Annotated in this window: 13 protein-coding genes; 11 read left to right on the forward strand and 2 right to left on the reverse strand. The window is 45.6% G+C overall.

Annotated features, from left to right (window positions below; all coding sequences use genetic code 11):
- Positions 1–403 precede the first annotated feature (403 nt).
- The gene (locus RH949_RS30310) at positions 404–1,339 is read right to left on the reverse strand and encodes a glycosyltransferase family 2 protein (protein ID WP_006100872.1); all 936 of its coding nucleotides are present in this window, start codon (positions 1,337–1,339) and stop codon (positions 404–406) included.
- 497 nt (positions 1,340–1,836) lie between these two features.
- On the opposite strand from RH949_RS30310, the gene rpmF reads away from it, so the two are divergent.
- The 4 genes from rpmF (at position 1,837) to RH949_RS30330 (ending at position 4,964) form a co-directional block, all read left to right on the forward strand.
- On the forward strand, positions 1,837–2,010 hold the full coding sequence (gene rpmF / locus RH949_RS30315) for a 50S ribosomal protein L32 (RefSeq protein WP_006101025.1): 174 nt from the start codon (positions 1,837–1,839) through the stop codon (positions 2,008–2,010).
- A gap of 119 nt (positions 2,011–2,129) precedes the next feature.
- Entirely contained in the window at positions 2,130–2,723 is a 594-nt protein-coding gene (locus RH949_RS30320) for a sulfite oxidase-like oxidoreductase (protein ID WP_446358432.1), read from the forward strand.
- Positions 2,724–3,145: 422 nt separating this feature from the next.
- Complete coding sequence (locus RH949_RS30325; RefSeq protein ID WP_446358434.1) at positions 3,146–3,961, forward strand: DUF5131 family protein; 816 nt, start codon at positions 3,146–3,148, stop codon at positions 3,959–3,961.
- Between the two features lie 343 nt (positions 3,962–4,304).
- A complete protein-coding gene (locus RH949_RS30330; protein ID WP_446358436.1) occupies positions 4,305–4,964 on the forward strand; it encodes a Nif11-like leader peptide family natural product precursor in 660 nt (219 codons plus the stop codon).
- Positions 4,965–5,011: 47 nt separating this feature from the next.
- On the opposite strand, the gene RH949_RS30335 is transcribed toward RH949_RS30330, so the two are convergent.
- The gene (locus RH949_RS30335) at positions 5,012–5,974 is read right to left on the reverse strand and encodes an ABC transporter ATP-binding protein (RefSeq protein WP_446358438.1); all 963 of its coding nucleotides are present in this window, start codon (positions 5,972–5,974) and stop codon (positions 5,012–5,014) included.
- 110 nt (positions 5,975–6,084) lie between these two features.
- Here RH949_RS30335 and RH949_RS30340 point away from each other — a divergent pair, with 110 nt between their 5' ends.
- The 7 genes from RH949_RS30340 (at position 6,085) to RH949_RS30370 (ending at position 16,275) form a co-directional block, all read left to right on the forward strand.
- Positions 6,085–7,701 (forward strand): lipid-A-disaccharide synthase, encoded by a 1,617-nt coding sequence (locus RH949_RS30340; protein ID WP_446358440.1) that lies wholly within the window; start codon positions 6,085–6,087, stop codon positions 7,699–7,701.
- Between the two features lie 136 nt (positions 7,702–7,837).
- The gene (locus RH949_RS30345; protein WP_006100958.1) at positions 7,838–8,386 is read left to right on the forward strand and encodes an Npun_F5560 family protein; all 549 of its coding nucleotides are present in this window, start codon (positions 7,838–7,840) and stop codon (positions 8,384–8,386) included.
- Between the two features lie 281 nt (positions 8,387–8,667).
- Entirely contained in the window at positions 8,668–9,495 is an 828-nt protein-coding gene (locus RH949_RS30350) for a baeRF7 domain-containing protein (protein WP_006100893.1), read from the forward strand.
- Positions 9,464–9,769, forward strand: a complete 306-nt coding sequence (locus RH949_RS30355; protein WP_232231697.1) for a hypothetical protein — start codon at positions 9,464–9,466, stop codon at positions 9,767–9,769. Before RH949_RS30350 ends, RH949_RS30355 begins: the two co-directional genes overlap by 32 nt.
- Before the next feature lie 192 nt (positions 9,770–9,961).
- Positions 9,962–11,083 carry a phospho-N-acetylmuramoyl-pentapeptide-transferase gene (gene mraY, locus RH949_RS30360; protein WP_044207087.1) on the forward strand — a complete coding sequence of 374 codons (1,122 nt, stop codon included), beginning with the start codon at positions 9,962–9,964 and terminating at the stop codon, positions 11,081–11,083.
- 694 nt (positions 11,084–11,777) lie between these two features.
- Complete coding sequence (gene dnaK / locus RH949_RS30365) at positions 11,778–13,700, forward strand: molecular chaperone DnaK (protein ID WP_446358443.1); 1,923 nt, start codon at positions 11,778–11,780, stop codon at positions 13,698–13,700.
- A 448-nt stretch (positions 13,701–14,148) separates the two neighbouring features.
- On the forward strand, positions 14,149–16,275 hold the full coding sequence (locus tag RH949_RS30370; RefSeq protein ID WP_446358445.1) for a helicase HerA domain-containing protein: 2,127 nt from the start codon (positions 14,149–14,151) through the stop codon (positions 16,273–16,275).
- The last annotated feature ends 1 nt before the right edge of the window (position 16,276 follow it).

A 16,276-nucleotide genomic window follows, 5' to 3' on the forward strand; every position in this document is an offset into this window, starting at 1 on the left:
GATCCCCCTTCCGTCCCCCTATTTGATCCCCCTCCCGTCCCCCTTAAAAAGGGGGAAGCCAGCGGATGCTTCGCTTTTTGTTCCATGGGGGAAACCAGATGTTGCTTCGCTTTTTGTTCCATGGGGGAAGCCAGAGGATGCTTCGCTTTTTTTGCACGGAAGAGGGAGTCGAAAAGCCCCTCCACATAAAAAATATATTCCGCTTCCCTCCCCTCGTAGGGGAGGGCTAGGGAGAGGTTAAACCAAGGTATTGCAGATTTTTCTTAACTTGACACCAATGCAAGCCTTGCATCCCTACATAAAATAAACTATTCTCCGCATCGATATATAATCTCTAAACGGAGAATAGTTTATTAATATATTTTTGACTAAATATCAAAGATGGTGTATGTCTACCTTTATCTCAAGGTTTAATGGTGGAGGCTAATTTCCGTTGCATCGGAGGTAGATGATAATTATTAGATACCTCAGAAGCCTTAACATCTGATAAGACAGTCATTGGATGAGCTGGCGACAGATGAGAGGGTGGCATTTGCTTCATTTCTTGGACTTTCAGCAAAATTAAGTACTCATAAAACGCTTGTAAGGTACACCAAGCCATTCCTGCTTTGCCATCCAGACAACCACCCAGGAAGAAATACATATAAATCCACCGTAACAGGGGTCTCAAAGGTAAACGTAGGGATAAATCTTTGAGCGCTCGACGCCGTTCAACTTCTGATCGACCAAAGAATAAGTTCCACCAATTGACATTTCCCTGTTCTAACTGACGGACTGTCTCAGCCGCTTCATCGGTGGAGTAGCGATTGTGCTTCTCTATCCAACGACTTAAGCCTTTACTACAGGTATAGTGGGGATAGGTTTCTTGCAGAAAACTGGTTGATCCATTACAAACTTCCCGTTCTGTGTGACCGTAGTCTGTGAACCAAACCTTTCCTTTTTGGAAAAGACGCATTTGGTAACGGGGGTACTGGGTGCTGTGGCGAATCCATTTCCCCATAAACATTACTCGTTCTGCTACATAATAGCCAACCGCATCTGGGCGTTTTATTGCCGCTAAACACTCTTGAAACAGTTGAGGAGTCATTCGCTCATCTGCTTCTAAGATATAAATCCATTGGTACTTTGTGGGAATCGCTTCTAGCATCCAGGTTCGTTGCTTGCCATGACTCTCAAATTGATGTTGCACAACACGAACAGGGTAGCGGGAGGCAATTTCTACAGTACGGTCTGTGCTGTAGGAATCTACCACTATGACATCATCCGATAGCTGGGCTGACTCAATGCAAGCCGCAATATCTATTTCCTCGTTGTGGGTCAGAATGTAGATGGAAAACATAAGTTAAAAAGTGAGTGAACGATTAAATGAGTGCCAGGTTCCTTTATATAGACTAGTCATGCTACCTTGGAAATCAAAATTTATAGTGTAGAGGCAGGTGTAAGCCGTTTAGGACAGCCTCAAACTGATAACTTCTCAATAAAACTAGCCCTTAGTCACAAATGAAAAGCCTGCCCTGAGCCTCGTCGAAGGATCAAAAGAATTTTTTTACACTACGTATATTTTGATAGGTTTTCTATCGCTGTGTCTAGGTCTATCCCAAATCTTTGTCCAATCTTTACATTGGCTTACTCAGTCTAACATTTCAGCCAAGTCGCTTCCGCATGATGCCTTAGCGTTGTATCGGCAATCGGAGAAGCAACCTCAGAACAGTGAGGTAAGTAGTCGGACAAAAGAAAACAGCACCGTACTACCGATCCTTTTAGGTCGGTGAGGATGTCAACTTGGCTTGATGGCATACAATAGAAAGGCTGTGCAAAATTTGCTAACTGACAACCATGGCTGTACCCAAGAAGAAAACCTCAAAGTCAAAACGAGACAAACGTAGAGCTAACTGGAGACGCAAGGCATCATTGGAAGCGGAGAAAGCCCTCTCTCTGGGTAAGGCAGTTTTGAGTGGACGTTCGACGTTTGTCTATCCGACTGAAGAAGAAGAGGAAGAAGAAGCCTAGTATAGGGTGGCAGGAGTTTGTGAACACCTCCGTTCAGGGAGGGGAGATGGGGGAGTAGAGACGTATCAGGCTACGTCTCTACACTCTCTTTTCAGGATGGTTATTTTTATAGTTGAACTATGATCGGAAAATTTTTCCACAAACCAGAACCAGAACAGAGCGATCGCGTTCCTCCGGGTCAATACCTGACTAAGGGCTTCCCGGTTCTAACTTATGGTGAGACTCCCGACGTTAACATTGATGACTGGGAATTTCGGGTTTGGGGTTTGGCTACACCCAAGACCTGGCGTTGGTCAGATATGATGGCAATGCCTCAACATGATTTCACCAAGGATTTCCATTGTGTGACCCGTTGGTCAAAACTGGATGTGCAATGGACGGGGATCAGGGTAACTGACTTTATGAGTCAGGTGGAACTCGACCCTAAAGCCACCCATGTTATGCAACATTGCTATGGCGGCTATACCACTAATCTGACACTGGACGAGTTTGTGCGTGAGGATAACTTGTTTGCCCATACTCTGCTTGGCGAACCCTTACCCCCAGAACATGGCGGTCCGATGCGCTTAGTGGTTCCCCACCTTTACGCTTGGAAAAGTGCTAAATGGATTAATGGCTTAGAGTTTCTTGACCACGAGGAATCAGGGTTCTGGGAACGTAATGGTTACCACCGCCGAGGTGAACCTTGGGCAGAAGAACGGTATAGTTTCTAGTACAAGAAGGCAGAAATAACGCCAACAGCTAATATCTCCCCCCGCTTCCCCTGCTCCCTCTGCTCCCCCTGCTTCATCGTATCTACGAAGCTGCTCAAGTATTTTTGCCGAGCTGCAATAGCCACATAGGTCTTTAGAATTTCAATTGAATCATAGCAGTTAATGATCAAAAAATAAATTTCAGCACCGCTTCAGCCAAATTTCAGGATAAAAAGACTGAAACTTAACGCACCATCTATGAAAGTTTTTATCGATTAATACCGCTACCTTACAGCAGTTTACAAACCTTTATTATAACGGGTGCAACTTATCAAATATTAACAGGCAAAAGTTAAATCACATAACTCTGGACAAGTTTACAATACATCGGTACTATAAATAAGCAAAGGAAAGACTATTAATGTTAGGGGTAGACTGAGAATATGGCTAGCACTCATACAGGTATCGAGTGGACAGACCGAACATGGAACCCCACAACTGGTTGCAACAAAGTTAGTCCAGGTTGTACCCATTGTTATGCTGAAGCACTGACCAAACGGTTTCATCAGAATTTCCCCAATGGATTTGATTTAACCCTGCATCGGGAACGCATAAAAGAACCCTTGCGTTGGCGCAAGCCAAGTCGCATTTTTGTCAACTCTATGAGTGATCTTTTTCACGAAGACGTGCCTATCGGATTTCTCAAAGACGTGTTTGATGTGATGGGTCAAACTCCGCAGCATATCTATCAAATTTTGACCAAACGACATGAACATTTAGTTGAATTAGCGTCTCAGTTAGAATGGCATAACAATATTTGGATGGGGGTATCGGTTGAAAATCAGGACTATGTTCATCGGGTTGATTCCCTGCGACAAGTTCCAGCCAATGTGCGTTTTCTCTCTTGTGAACCACTTCTCGGTGATTTACATCTTAATTTAACGGATATTCATTGGGTTATTGTGGGTGGCGAATCGGGAAATAGATATCGTCCGATGAAGTTAGAGTGGGCGCAAAGTATTCGTGATCAATGTCAGAGGTTTGATGTCGCATTTTTCTTTAAACAATGGGGAGGTAGAACTCCAAAAGCTGGAGGAAGAGAACTGGATGGGAAGATTTGGGATGAGATGCCATTAGCTTGGAAACAACACCAACAACAACGGAGAGAAGATAGTAGAATAGCTCATTCTCAGATTACTACTATTGCCTCAATACTGTTCGCAGCGAACTCTAAATTTAATTTTTTCTTCCCAGGCTAAGAGACGTGACGGTGTAACGTCTCTACAACCTCTGCGCCTCTATATTTCTTATAGTATAGCCTTACCAAGGCAGGTTAGGACATTCTTACAGTTCCCTCTTACCTGTTATCAGGTCATTACTAGGATTAACTGATGTCCTAACGTGTCTGCGTAGTGCTATAATTTCCCGTCTAAGCTGTAATGCATTTAATTTGGGTATTAGTAGCGAGCAAGATGCTCGCACTACAAGGATTGCGCCAATGCTACTCTAATAGCTAGTATCTACAGATGAAATAAGCTTATTCGGCTAAACTCATCTTGAGGGGGATGCTCTACCAATAGTAAGACTGAGTAGAGATTACCTATGCATTATAAGATCTGGGCATTTTTCTGTACAGAAGAAAATTATCCCTATTGGCAGGAGCAAATTCAACAGTCTCAGGAAGTTAATCGGATAACCTGGGAAAAAATTAGTGATTTTTTACGTGCCATAGAGCCACATAACCCGTTGAGTCATCAATTGTTACAAGCTCATAACCTTGAGCAGTTTATCCAAATTGCTAGAGATAATGGCTATCAGTTGACTCAAGAAGAACTTGCCTGGTTTGTTGTGACTCAAAAACAAATCTGGGATTTTTTATATCTCGCGCAAGAAACTCCCTCTCTGAAGCAACAGTTACTAACAACTCGGAATCCAGATGAGTTTATCAACATTGCTGTCGCTAAGGGGTATTACTTTTCTCAAAAAGAGTTGGCTTGGCTATTGATAGATATAAAGTCATCGTCAAGTTTAGTGGGTATCAACAATAGCACAGGGGATACTTTTATCTTTCCAAAAATTGATGGTATCGAAATGTGGTATTGGCTCGAACTAGCGGAAAAGTGGGGATTAGTACCACCCTTTAGTAATCTGAGCCAACCTGGGAATGGATTATTTGGAGATGAAAAAGATCCGTTCTTCTTGAAGCAGTGCTTTTTACCCAGAGGCTATTTCAACCAACGCCAACTAATACACTCCTTATAATCATCTCACTCTGATGGGTCAGGTGGTTAATGGCAGAGAACTAACGATTAACCCTGACCCATTTTAGCGGCTTGTTGAATCGTCTCCAGGGTTAATACACCAATAATTTTTCCTTTATCCATGACAGGTAATCTCTGAGTTCCTGTCTGTAATAGGAGGGATAAAGCTTGACGCAAATTCTCGTGAGGCGCGATCGCACGATTATCCTGATACTGATAATCTGGAGAAACTGGCTGCATTGCCGTCTCCACGCCCTGTAAACTTAACTGACGCAACATATCATCGGCACCCATTAACTCCCGGACAAAATCATTAGCCGGGTGCGTCAAAATATTTAACGGCGTATCAAATTGGACAATTTCACCCTTTTGCAAAATCATAATCTTGTCCCCCAGACGCAGCGCTTCCTCCACATCATGGGAGACAAACAGAATCGTTTTATGCAATTGACGCTGAATTCGTAAGATTTCGTCTTGCAAAGATTGGCGGGTAATCGCGTCAATGGCACCAAAAGGTTCATCCATTAACATTAACTTCGGATCACCAGCCAACGCCCGCGCCACGCCAACACGCTGTTGCTGTCCTCCGGATAGCTGTGCCGGGTAACGATTCCGGTAAACTTGAGGGGGTAGTTCGACCAGCGTCAATAACTCATCAATGCGAGACTGGTATTTTGAGCGTGACCATCCCAGAAGCTTGGGAACAACGGCAATATTTTCCGCCACCGTCTGATGAGGAAATAAGCCAGACTGTTGAATCACGTAGCCAATTTGCTGACGCAGCGTCGTGACTTTCATTTTGCGGATATTAACCCCATCCAGATAAATCGCACCGGATGTGGGTTCATACAATCGATTGACCATCTTGAGAACGGTAGTTTTACCACATCCCGATGGACCTAAAATGACGACCAGTTGACCCGCTTCAATGTCGCAGGTTACACCATTTACCGCCGGTTGGGGCGTCCCGGGAAATTGGAGATGAACTTGATCAAAACGAATAGCACTCACTGATTTGGCTGATTGTTGCTAAGGTTGGCGAATTCTATTGTGGGATTGGAGTGACCAATGACAGATAAAAGGGTAATATTTCCTGACAAATGACAAATGACCAATGACAAATGACCAATGCTGACATTTTAATTCTTTCCAATGGTCCGGGTGAAGTCACCACCTGGGTACGTCCTGTAGTCAAAGCATTGCGCCAGCAGCTAGGATGCGATCGCGCTGTCTTCCGAATCTCGGTGATTCTGTCTCCTTGTCCCAATGCTACAGGCAAAGAAGCCCAGATTGTTCAATCCTACCCCGAAGTAGACCGAGTGCAAGGGGCAGAGCATTTCTTTCCCTTTTTGCTCTGGGGGAAAACTGCCGGAAATTGGGACTGGCGCGATCGCGGCGTGGTGGTATTCTTAGGCGGCGATCAGTTTTTTCCTGTCGTTATTGGTTCTCGCTTCAAATATCGTACTGTTGTTTATGCCGAATGGGATGCCCGTTGGCATCGCTGGATTGATCGGTTCGGGGTGATGAAACCCGATATTATCGCCAAAGCCCCGAAAAACTATCGCCACAAGTTAACGGTAGTGGGAGATTTAATGGCAGATGTGGCGAGAGGGAGTAAGGGAGCAGAGGAGCTGGGGGAGCTGGGGGAGCAGGGGAAGCAGGGGAAGCAGGGGAAGCAGGGGAAGCAGGGGAAGCAGGGGAAGCAGAGGGAGTTAACTCAAAACCCTGTCCTCGAAGGAAGTGAAGGAGAAGAGAAGGATCAAAACCAGGTTCCCTTCGAGCGAAGCGAAGGGTCAACACTTAACACTTCTCCAATTGAATGGATTGGTTTACTTCCAGGGTCAAAACCTGCCAAATTGATTCAGGGAGTACCATTAGGGTTAGCTATTGCTGAACACATTCACAAAGTTAGACCTCAAACCCGTTTTTTGATTCCTGTTGCACCAACCTTAGATTTACCCACGCTAGCCCGTTTTGCTGATCCCTACGAAAATCCCCTGATTCAGAAATTAGGATGGGGGGCGGCGAGATTGGTGATGCTAGATGGGGGAGATGAGGGCGAGTTTAGCAATATCCGGGTGACAGACAACGATAGTAGTGAAACCCACCCCTACAGTCAAAATCAGGTTTCCTTGAGCGAAGTCTCTACATTATTCAGGGCGGGTTTTGAACCCAAGTTATCATCACCCACGAAACAAAATTCCCTAAACCTACCCCTACACTCAAGACTCCAAATGGCGAGTGGTGTAACGGTAGAACTGACAACTGAATTCCCTGCCCACGAGATTTTATCCCAATGCTGTCTGTGCTTAACCACAGTGGGAGCGAATACGGCGGAATTAGGTTCCCTCGGTGTACCAATGATCGTTTTATTACCCACCCAGCAACTGGATGCGATGCGGGCTTGGGATGGATTACCCGGATTGTTAGCGCGGTTACCGGGAGTAGGAACAAGCTTTGCCAAACTGACTAATTGGCTGATTCTGCAACAAAAACGCCTATTTGCGTGGCCCAATATTTGGGCAAAAGCGGAAATTGTGCCAGAAGTCGTGGGTCAACTGAAACCTCAGGATGTGGCACAATTGGTACTTGAGTATTTAGAGCATCCCCAAAAACTAGAAGACATGCGATCGCGCTTACGGGCAGTCCGGGGTGAATCAGGTGCCGCCCAAAAGTTAGCGCAATTGGTGCAAGAGGAACTCACTAATCCCCAACCACCAATGACAAATGACAAATAACTATTTTGGAGTTAACGTGTCAAGCATAACCCTAGTAGTGATATCATCCTCCTACAGGGTAATCACATCACCGAGCGACGTTGCCCATCGTCTTCTGCTATTGGGAGTCCATATTGTATTGGAGCTTTTTGCTATCGTGAACGCGACTGAAACCCCAACCCTACCAGCGCTGCAAACTGAAGTGTCTCGCCTTCGGGAAGAGTTACATCTGAGAGATCAGCTCGTGCAGCAACTCTCTCAAGAGCTATTTCGCTTGGTTAAAGGCAATGCGAACTTTAAACCGCCAGCCGAGGTTTCTGAGCGTCATCAAGCCCAAATGCGAGTCTTGCGCGAACAGTTGCAAGATGTGGAGCAGCAAGTTAGATTTTACCAAGAGCAGATTACGACTCGCGATCAAGAAATTTATCAGTTGCGCCAGTCTGTGCAAGAATTAACTGACCGTTCTCGCATGTTAGAGCAGGTGGTTCAGGAGCTACCCCAAATTTATCGCCAGAAGTTCGCTGAACGCATGGCACCGGTGAGAGAGAAGGTGAGTCGGTTACAACGAGAGAATCGCCAACTTCATGCTGAGTTGCAAAGTGTCAGCTATCGGCTAGCGGTCAGGAATCGCAATATCACTCATGTTGACCTACCCAGTTTTGGGCGTCCGACGAATAGCCCAATTCCTACCTTTGGTAGCGTTTAGAAAGCTGTTCAGCATTTGGATTGGGTACTAGTAGCGAGCAAGATTTGGGTACTAGTAGCGAGCAAGATGCTCACACTACAAGGATGAGAGCCATTGTTGATATGCATCATAGCGGATCAGCATGGCTTTCCTATCGTAAGACAGATGTATTGAACCTACTATCTTCGTTGAAATAAAGTCAGGCAAGGCTTTTGGGCTAAACAGCAACCCAATTTCAACCAGTCGTCAGAGAATTAGCCTCTAAGCGTTATTAGCTGGCTATCTTGCCTGTTTCTATATTTATGCCTACCCATACGGCAGATCCAGAAATTCAACAAGACCCCATTCGCTTCAAAAATCTCCGGGGGAAAGCCGAAGCCCAGTTGGTTGAGAAGGGTATGCGCCCAGCCGATGCCCAAGAACTGCTCAACAGCGCTAAAGAGTTAGATCGGGGTGAGTTTTGGCGTCATCAGAATCATGGACTTGCCCTGTTCGCCGCCCCAAATTTCTTTCGCTATTACCGTCTACCCCTTGATTTTGAGGAGTTAGTCGTGGTTAGTGACCAATTTCACCTCAAGCCACTAATGCCACTGTTGACGGGTGATGGACGGTTCTATCTCTTGGCACTGAGTCAAAACCAAGTGCGACTCTTAGAAGGAACACGCGATCGCATTCGGGAAATTCAGCCTGAGAATATTGACAATCTACCCGAAAGTCTGATGAGTGTACTTCAGTATGAGGATACGGAGAATCAGACTCAATTTATGTCCTCTGAAACCTATTCCCCTGGTGGATTACCCGGTTCAGATCCGGGAACTATGCATGGACGAGGTGTGGATGAAGATCAAGAAAATCAGATCATCCGTTTTTTCAGCCAAGTGAATCAAGGGATACAAGAGTTTCTACCAGATGAGACTGTACCGCTAGTGCTAGCGGGTGTAGAGTATCTCCTGCCGATTTATAAACGAGTGAATTCCTACCCCCATCTTCTGGACGAAGGCATTACAGGTAATCCCGAACTCTCGAAACCAGAGGATCTGCATACTCAAGCTTGGGCAATCGTGCAGCCGAAATTTCAACAAGCAGAGAAAGACGCAATTGACCGCAGAGCGAGAATTTTCTGGAAATAATCAGGAACAAGCCTCTGATGCCCTGAAAGAAGTAGTGCAGGCGGCTTATAATCAACGCATTGATTCGTTGTTTGTCGCCTTAGACCATCAGCAGTGGGGTAACTTTGACACACAGAGCAACACGGTGCAGCTACATGAGCAACACCAGGCTGGTGACCAAGATTTATTGGATTTAGCAGCCGTTTATACGGTTTTGAATGGTGGAACAGTTTTTGCTGTAGAATCCGAGCGAGTACCCGCTCAATCACCGATCGCGGCAGTTTTCCGCTATTAAGTTGCTCCTTTAGTTAGCGATAGTGATGAATCATCCGGCAACAATAAGAAGTAAATTTGCTTGAAGGATTGATTGCAAGTACCCTATTGATGTTACGATTCCCATCAGTGCCGTGGGTCACACGGGAATCGCCAAGACGCCATGCGTCTGATTGTGTGTGAGGAAGTTCGATAAAGGGATAGTTTGTCCGTGATAGACGCAAAATTAACTTCTGGGCGGTCGTTTAATTTAACGGGTTCCAGCCTCTTGACGTTACTAGCCGTTGGTTTGAGTCTGGGATCATTGATTCTAGATGGGTTGGGGGAACGCTTCCTGTTCGCCGGAGTCTCGATGACTTTGCCCCTGTTGATTTGTGCTGTGGTGACGGCAGCACTGGGGTATTGGGTTGTCCCCTTTCTGCAAACGTTGAAAATGGGGCAGATTGTCCGGGAAGATGGACCCCAAACTCATTTACAAAAAGCTGGAACCCCTACCATGGGTGGGGTGTTTTTTGTCCCGGTGGCAGTAATGGTTGCTCTAGTTTGGTCGGGATTGGCACTGGTAGGGCAAGAGTTTGTTAATGTCCTGGTTGTATCCGTTGTGACCCTGGCTTATGGGATGATTGGCTGGTTGGATGATTGGCAAATTATCCGCCGCCGTTCTAATAAGGGCATTTCCCCTCGCCTGAAATTGGCACTACAGATCAGCGTGGGGTTGGTATTTTGTATTTGGCTGGCAGCAAGTCAACCGATTAGTATTACCGCGATCGCACTCCCGTTTGGGATAGTCTTACCCTTAGGATTACTGTTCTGGCCCCTGGCGCTGTTTGTTTTGGCGGCGGAAAGTAATGCCACGAATCTGACTGATGGGGTAGATGGATTGGCTGGGGGAACCTGTGCGATCGCGCTTTTGGCATTGGCTGCAATTGTTGCCCCAACGTCACCGGGTTTAATGGTGTTCTGTGCCTGTCTCAGTGGCAGTTGTCTAGGATTTGTCGTGCATAATCGCCACCCTGCTGCTGTGTTTATGGGAGATACGGGTTCCCTGGCTTTAGGTGGCGCTCTCGCGGCAGTAGGATTATTGAGTCAGAACCTCTGGTGTTTATTTGTTCTCAGTGGCATTTTCTGTTGGGAATCGATCTCGGTGATTGCCCAAGTTGCTTATTACAAAGCCACCAAAGATGAGGCTGGAGTCGGCAAACGGCTGTTTAAAATGTCACCGTTTCATAACCATTTAGAATTAAGCGGTTGGTCAGAAACCCAAATTGTGGGAGCGTTTTATTTGACAGGTGGGCTGTTAGCGTTGGTTTGTTTAGGATTGCAGTCCGGTTTTTGAGCGATCGCTCAGTCAATCTGTAACCAGGCTTTTAATCAGGACGGGTTTTGTTGTTCAGTTATCGGTGAGCTAGGGCGGGTTTTGTTGTTCAGTTATTTCAGCAATAGCTGAGTGTAGTTCCTAAACCCGCCCCTACAATTGTGGCTAAACCCGCCCCGACAATGAAACTCTCTTTTTTACCGAAAATTAGAAGCTCCCTAGGAGACAAAAATCATGGGATTGCTTCTAAAATAACCTTATATAATAGCCCGATATATTGGTCAAAATCAAGTATTTAAACACTGAGTCCTGGGTTGTACTTAAGACCAAGGATTGCCAGCCTAGAAGGGGCACAGATGCCTTAACAGAGTAACAGACGGCAAACACAACTGATTCGTTACGGTTCGCCCCAAACCTTTACCCCTTAGAGTTTCCTACATTAGACACAGCGAAAGAAATCAGCACGAAGTTAACGGTTGATGATTGGCAATTGGGAGAGCGACTGGAACGAGCAATCACCCGATCGAACCGTCCCATCTCAGGTTCGGGAACCCCCCCTTCATGAGACAGGCTAACCGCGTTCAGTATAGAGATTGGTAGCCGAAGCAATGATATTGAAGCTCCCAAACGCTGCTGATTGAACCGGATTACGGCTTAACAGTCACGCTCCCCAACATCACCAGTATTTGTAGTTAAGCGAACTTGGAACACTCTTATGGCAAAAGTAGTTGGAATTGATTTAGGTACGACAAACTCCTGCGTAGCCGTCATGGAAGGGGGTAAACCTACCGTGATTGCTAACGCCGAAGGCGGACGTACAACCCCTTCAGTTGTGGCGTATGCCAAAAATGGCGATCGCCTCGTGGGTCAAATCGCCAAACGTCAGGCGGTGATGAACCCGGAAAATACGTTCTACTCGGTCAAACGCTTCATTGGGCGTAGACATGGCGAAGTCACCAATGAAGCTACCGAAGTCTCTTATAAAGTCCTCAAAGTTGGCGATAACGTCAAACTTGATTGTCCCTCTCAAGGTAAACAATTTGCGCCTGAAGAGATTGCGGCTCAAGTGCTACGGAAGCTCGTCGATGACGCCAGTAAGTACCTGGGTGAAACCGTGACTCAAGCCGTGATTACGGTTCCGGCGTACTTCAACGACTCCCAGCGTCAAGCCACGAAAGACGCCGGTAAGATTGCTGGGGTTGAGGTGTTGCGGATTATTAACGAACCCACAGCGGCTTCTCTGGCGTATGGTTTAGACAAGAAGAGCAACGAAACAATTTTAGTCTTTGACCTTGGTGGTGGAACCTTTGACGTATCCATCCTGGAAGTCGGTGATGGTGTGTTTGAAGTATTATCAACTTCTGGTGACACTCACCTCGGTGGTGACGACTTCGATAAGAAAATTGTTGATTACCTCGCCGCTGAATTCCAGAAATCTGAAGGGATTGATTTACGCAAAGACAAGCAAGCCCTGCAACGGTTAACGGAAGCAGCGGAGAAAGCCAAGATTGAACTCTCCAGCGTTACCCAAGCGGAAATCAACCTACCCTTTATCACCGCTACCCAGGATGGTCCGAAGCACCTGGATACAACCTTGACTCGGGCGAAGTTTGAAGAACTCTGTGCCGACTTAATTGATCGGTGTCGCATCCCGGTTGAGAATTCAGTACGCGATGCCAAAATTGATAAGAGTGCGATCGATGAGATTGTCTTAGTCGGGGGTTCGACCCGGATTCCGGCGGTACAAGAGGTAGTCAAGCGGGTATTGGGTAAAGAACCCAACCAAACCGTGAACCCGGATGAAGTGGTTGCAATTGGTGCAGCGATTCAAGCGGGTGTCTTAGCGGGTGAAGTTAAAGATATTCTGCTGCTTGATGTTACCCCTCTCTCCTTGGGTGTGGAAACCTTGGGCGGTGTGATGACCAAGATTATCCCCCGCAACACCACCATTCCTACCAAGAAGTCAGAAACTTTCTCCACGGCTGTGGATGGTCAAACTAACGTCGAAATCCACGTTCTCCAAGGTGAACGGGAAATGTCTGGCGATAACAAGAGTCTGGGTACATTCCGTCTGGATGGGATTCCCCCTGCACCACGCGGCGTTCCCCAAATTGAAGTTACCTTTGATATCGACGCCAATGGTATCCTGAACGTTACTGCGAAGGATAAAGGTACGGGTAAAGAGCAATCGATTAGCATTACAGGCGCATCTACCCTACCCAGTGAAGACGTTGATCGCATGGTTCAGGAAGCTGAAGCCAATGCAGCGGCGGACAAAGAGCGGCGTGAGAAAATCGATCGCAAGAACCAAGCCGATTCTTTGACGTATCAAGCTGAGAAGCAGATTAATGAGTTGGGTGATAAAGTCTCAGCAGAAGATAAGACGAAGGTTGAAGGCTTGATTAAGGATCTGCGAGATGCAGTGTCTCAGGAAGATGATGAGAAGATTAAGACGCTGACCACAGAATTGCAACAAGCACTCTACAGCATTAGTGCTAACTTGTATCAACAAGCGGGTGGTCCAGAACCCGGTGCGGCTCCTGGTGGTGCGGGTAGTCCAGAACCCGGTGCGGCTCCCGGTGGTGAATCCGGTGGTGGTGATGATGTCATCGACGCTGAATTCTCGGAAACGAAATAGCAGGTTAGGATTAGGGGTTAGCCAGAGGCTAGCCTCTATTTCTAATCATCAAAAGCGACGCTCCTTGTTCAAAAGGCGTCGCTTTTTATTATGTAGGTTTGGCTTGCTTTGTGTTTTACAGCGCTTTTCATGTTTATGGAATACAAAATTGTATCGGCTTGCTTTTCAGCGCAATCATCGTCTGTAGTCTATTAACTTGAAAACTGCTGTAACGCTCTTATGTCACTTTCGGAAGAACGAAGCCTGAAACCCTTACAGTCAGGGAGTTTGGCAACTTACCCCTATGTCATGAATTTCTATCAGTTTCTAAATGCCCAAATGCTTTGCAGCCATGGCTTTCAGCAATCAGATTTAACATTTCGTTTCCCAGAGTGACAATAGAGCGGTAAGCTCTTGTCCAAAGCTCTACCTGCTGCAACAGTGGCAATAGCATGTGAAAAAAGCCACAATGACAGATGTAACCTTCTTGACCACAGAAATGGTATCAGAGCTTGAAAATCTATTTGCAGCCGATCAAAACCAAGCCGTTGAACTAGCTGCACAGGAAATCTTCCAAACCCTGATTCAGAAAAATCAGTATGTGGGTGAGGTATACTCCATTAGTTACGAAGCAGCCTTGGTTCAAATACACGACTTCCACCGCCAGCAGGTGGGGGGAATTCCAAGTCTGAGTTTCCTGATTGCTACCCGTGTTAATTCAGAAGAGGCGATTGACTACACAACTGAAGATGCTTCTGTAATCCTGTTGCGTGTCATGGATGCTGCGCCGCTTCCTAATGCTGTAGAAGCAGAACGGGTTAGAGTCGAGGCAGCGCAGAGAGCAAGTGGGGAAGATATACACTGGGACAGCTCAGGAATGATGGACCCATCTACTCATAATCTTTTATCTTTTGCTGGTATCAAATGCAGAGTTATTGGCACTTTCTTCTTAGAACAGGCTACTGGCAGTGGAGCAGCCGACTCACTAGTCCTTCGCTTTGGTAGTGACCTTTCAAATTACTATCCTAATCGGGGTTTGAAAGTTTACAAACCCAATGACAAGGCTTTATCGCTTATTGTCAATTATCACGATCCGGATCGCAAGAAGGAACAGCAGACTAATCAAACAGTAACAGTTGGGCAAATACGTTATGCTTCTACCAATAGAGCATTCCAGGGTATCTCAAATGTAGATGTTGAACTTCTACCCGCAGATTTACTAGGACAAAAGACAGCTCTTTTCGGAATGACTCGAACAGGCAAGTCTAACACTACTAAAATAATCCTTCAATCTGTCTTTAATCTAAGGTTTTCACAAGAAAAGCCATTACGGATAGGGCAAATAGTATTCGATCCGAATGGTGAGTACGCTAATGAAAACGAGCAAGATGCCAACCGACATAAAAACCCTTCAGCTATAAAAAATATTTGGAAGTCTCAATCTGCTGGTCAACAAGAAGATGTTGTTACTTACGGTATTCTACCACATCCAAATGACCCAAACCGTAAGTTAATGCTTTTAAACTTCTTCGATGATGCCAATCTCCAGATTGGCAAAGAAATTATCGATGCTACGCTAGCTACCGATGGCTCCAAGTACATTCAAAACTTTCGCCAAGTAGTTTTTGAACCTCCAGCTAAAAATGATTACAGTGCGATTACACGCTATAAAAGACGTGTCCTAGTATATCGTGCGCTATTAGCTATGGCTGGCTTTGCGGTTCCAAACAACCTTAAGCCAGAGACTGATAAGCTATTCCGCGAAGAACTATTTAATTACATGAGGAATAGTGAAGGGAAAAATAGCACAGAGCATCAATCTGCTGCTGAAATACTAAGTAATAAAAAAGTTAAATGGTCACAGTTAGCTACTGCATTTGGCTACTTTTATGATTTTATGATAGACAAAAATAGTGGCTATCAAAAATTTGAACAGTGGTACGTTAACGACCGCAAAAATGCATCAGGAGATCTGTGGGCAGATGAAGACTTGAAAAAACTATTGGAAATGTTCAGCCGTCCCAATGGCCCTAGACAAATTGGCAAAGTACGTAACCAACACACCAACAGCACAACATCTGACTATGCAGTGGAAATCTATCAACACTTGGTTGATGGAAGGCTGGTTATTATCGACCAGTCCAGTGGTGATTCTGAAATCAACCAGTCCTCAGCAGACCGAATTATGTGGCATATATTTCAGCAAAATCAAAGCCTATTTCGTGAAGGAAAAGAGAACATTCCCGAAATTTTGGTCTATCTAGAAGAAGCCCATAATCTCCTGCCATACGGAACAGATATGGATCTAAAAAATGTTTGGGTGCGTACAGCAAAAGAAGGAGCTAAGTATCACATAGGCATCGTTTATGCCACTCAGGAGGTTAGTAGTATCCAACGTAACATTCTCAAAAATACTGCTAACTGGCTGATTGGACACTTGAATAATACCGACGAAACCAAAGAACTTCGTAAATACTATGATTTTGCTGATTTTGAAGCATCAATCCGTCGCGCTCAAGATCGAGGTTTTTTAAGGGTTAAGACCTTAAGTAATCTTTTTGTTATTCCTGTTCAAGTTAAGAAATTCGAGGTCTAAT

The organism is Coleofasciculus sp. A1-SPW-01 (assembly GCF_040217205.1).
GTDB classification, from domain to species: Bacteria; Cyanobacteriota; Cyanobacteriia; order Cyanobacteriales; family Coleofasciculaceae; genus Coleofasciculus; species Coleofasciculus chthonoplastes_A.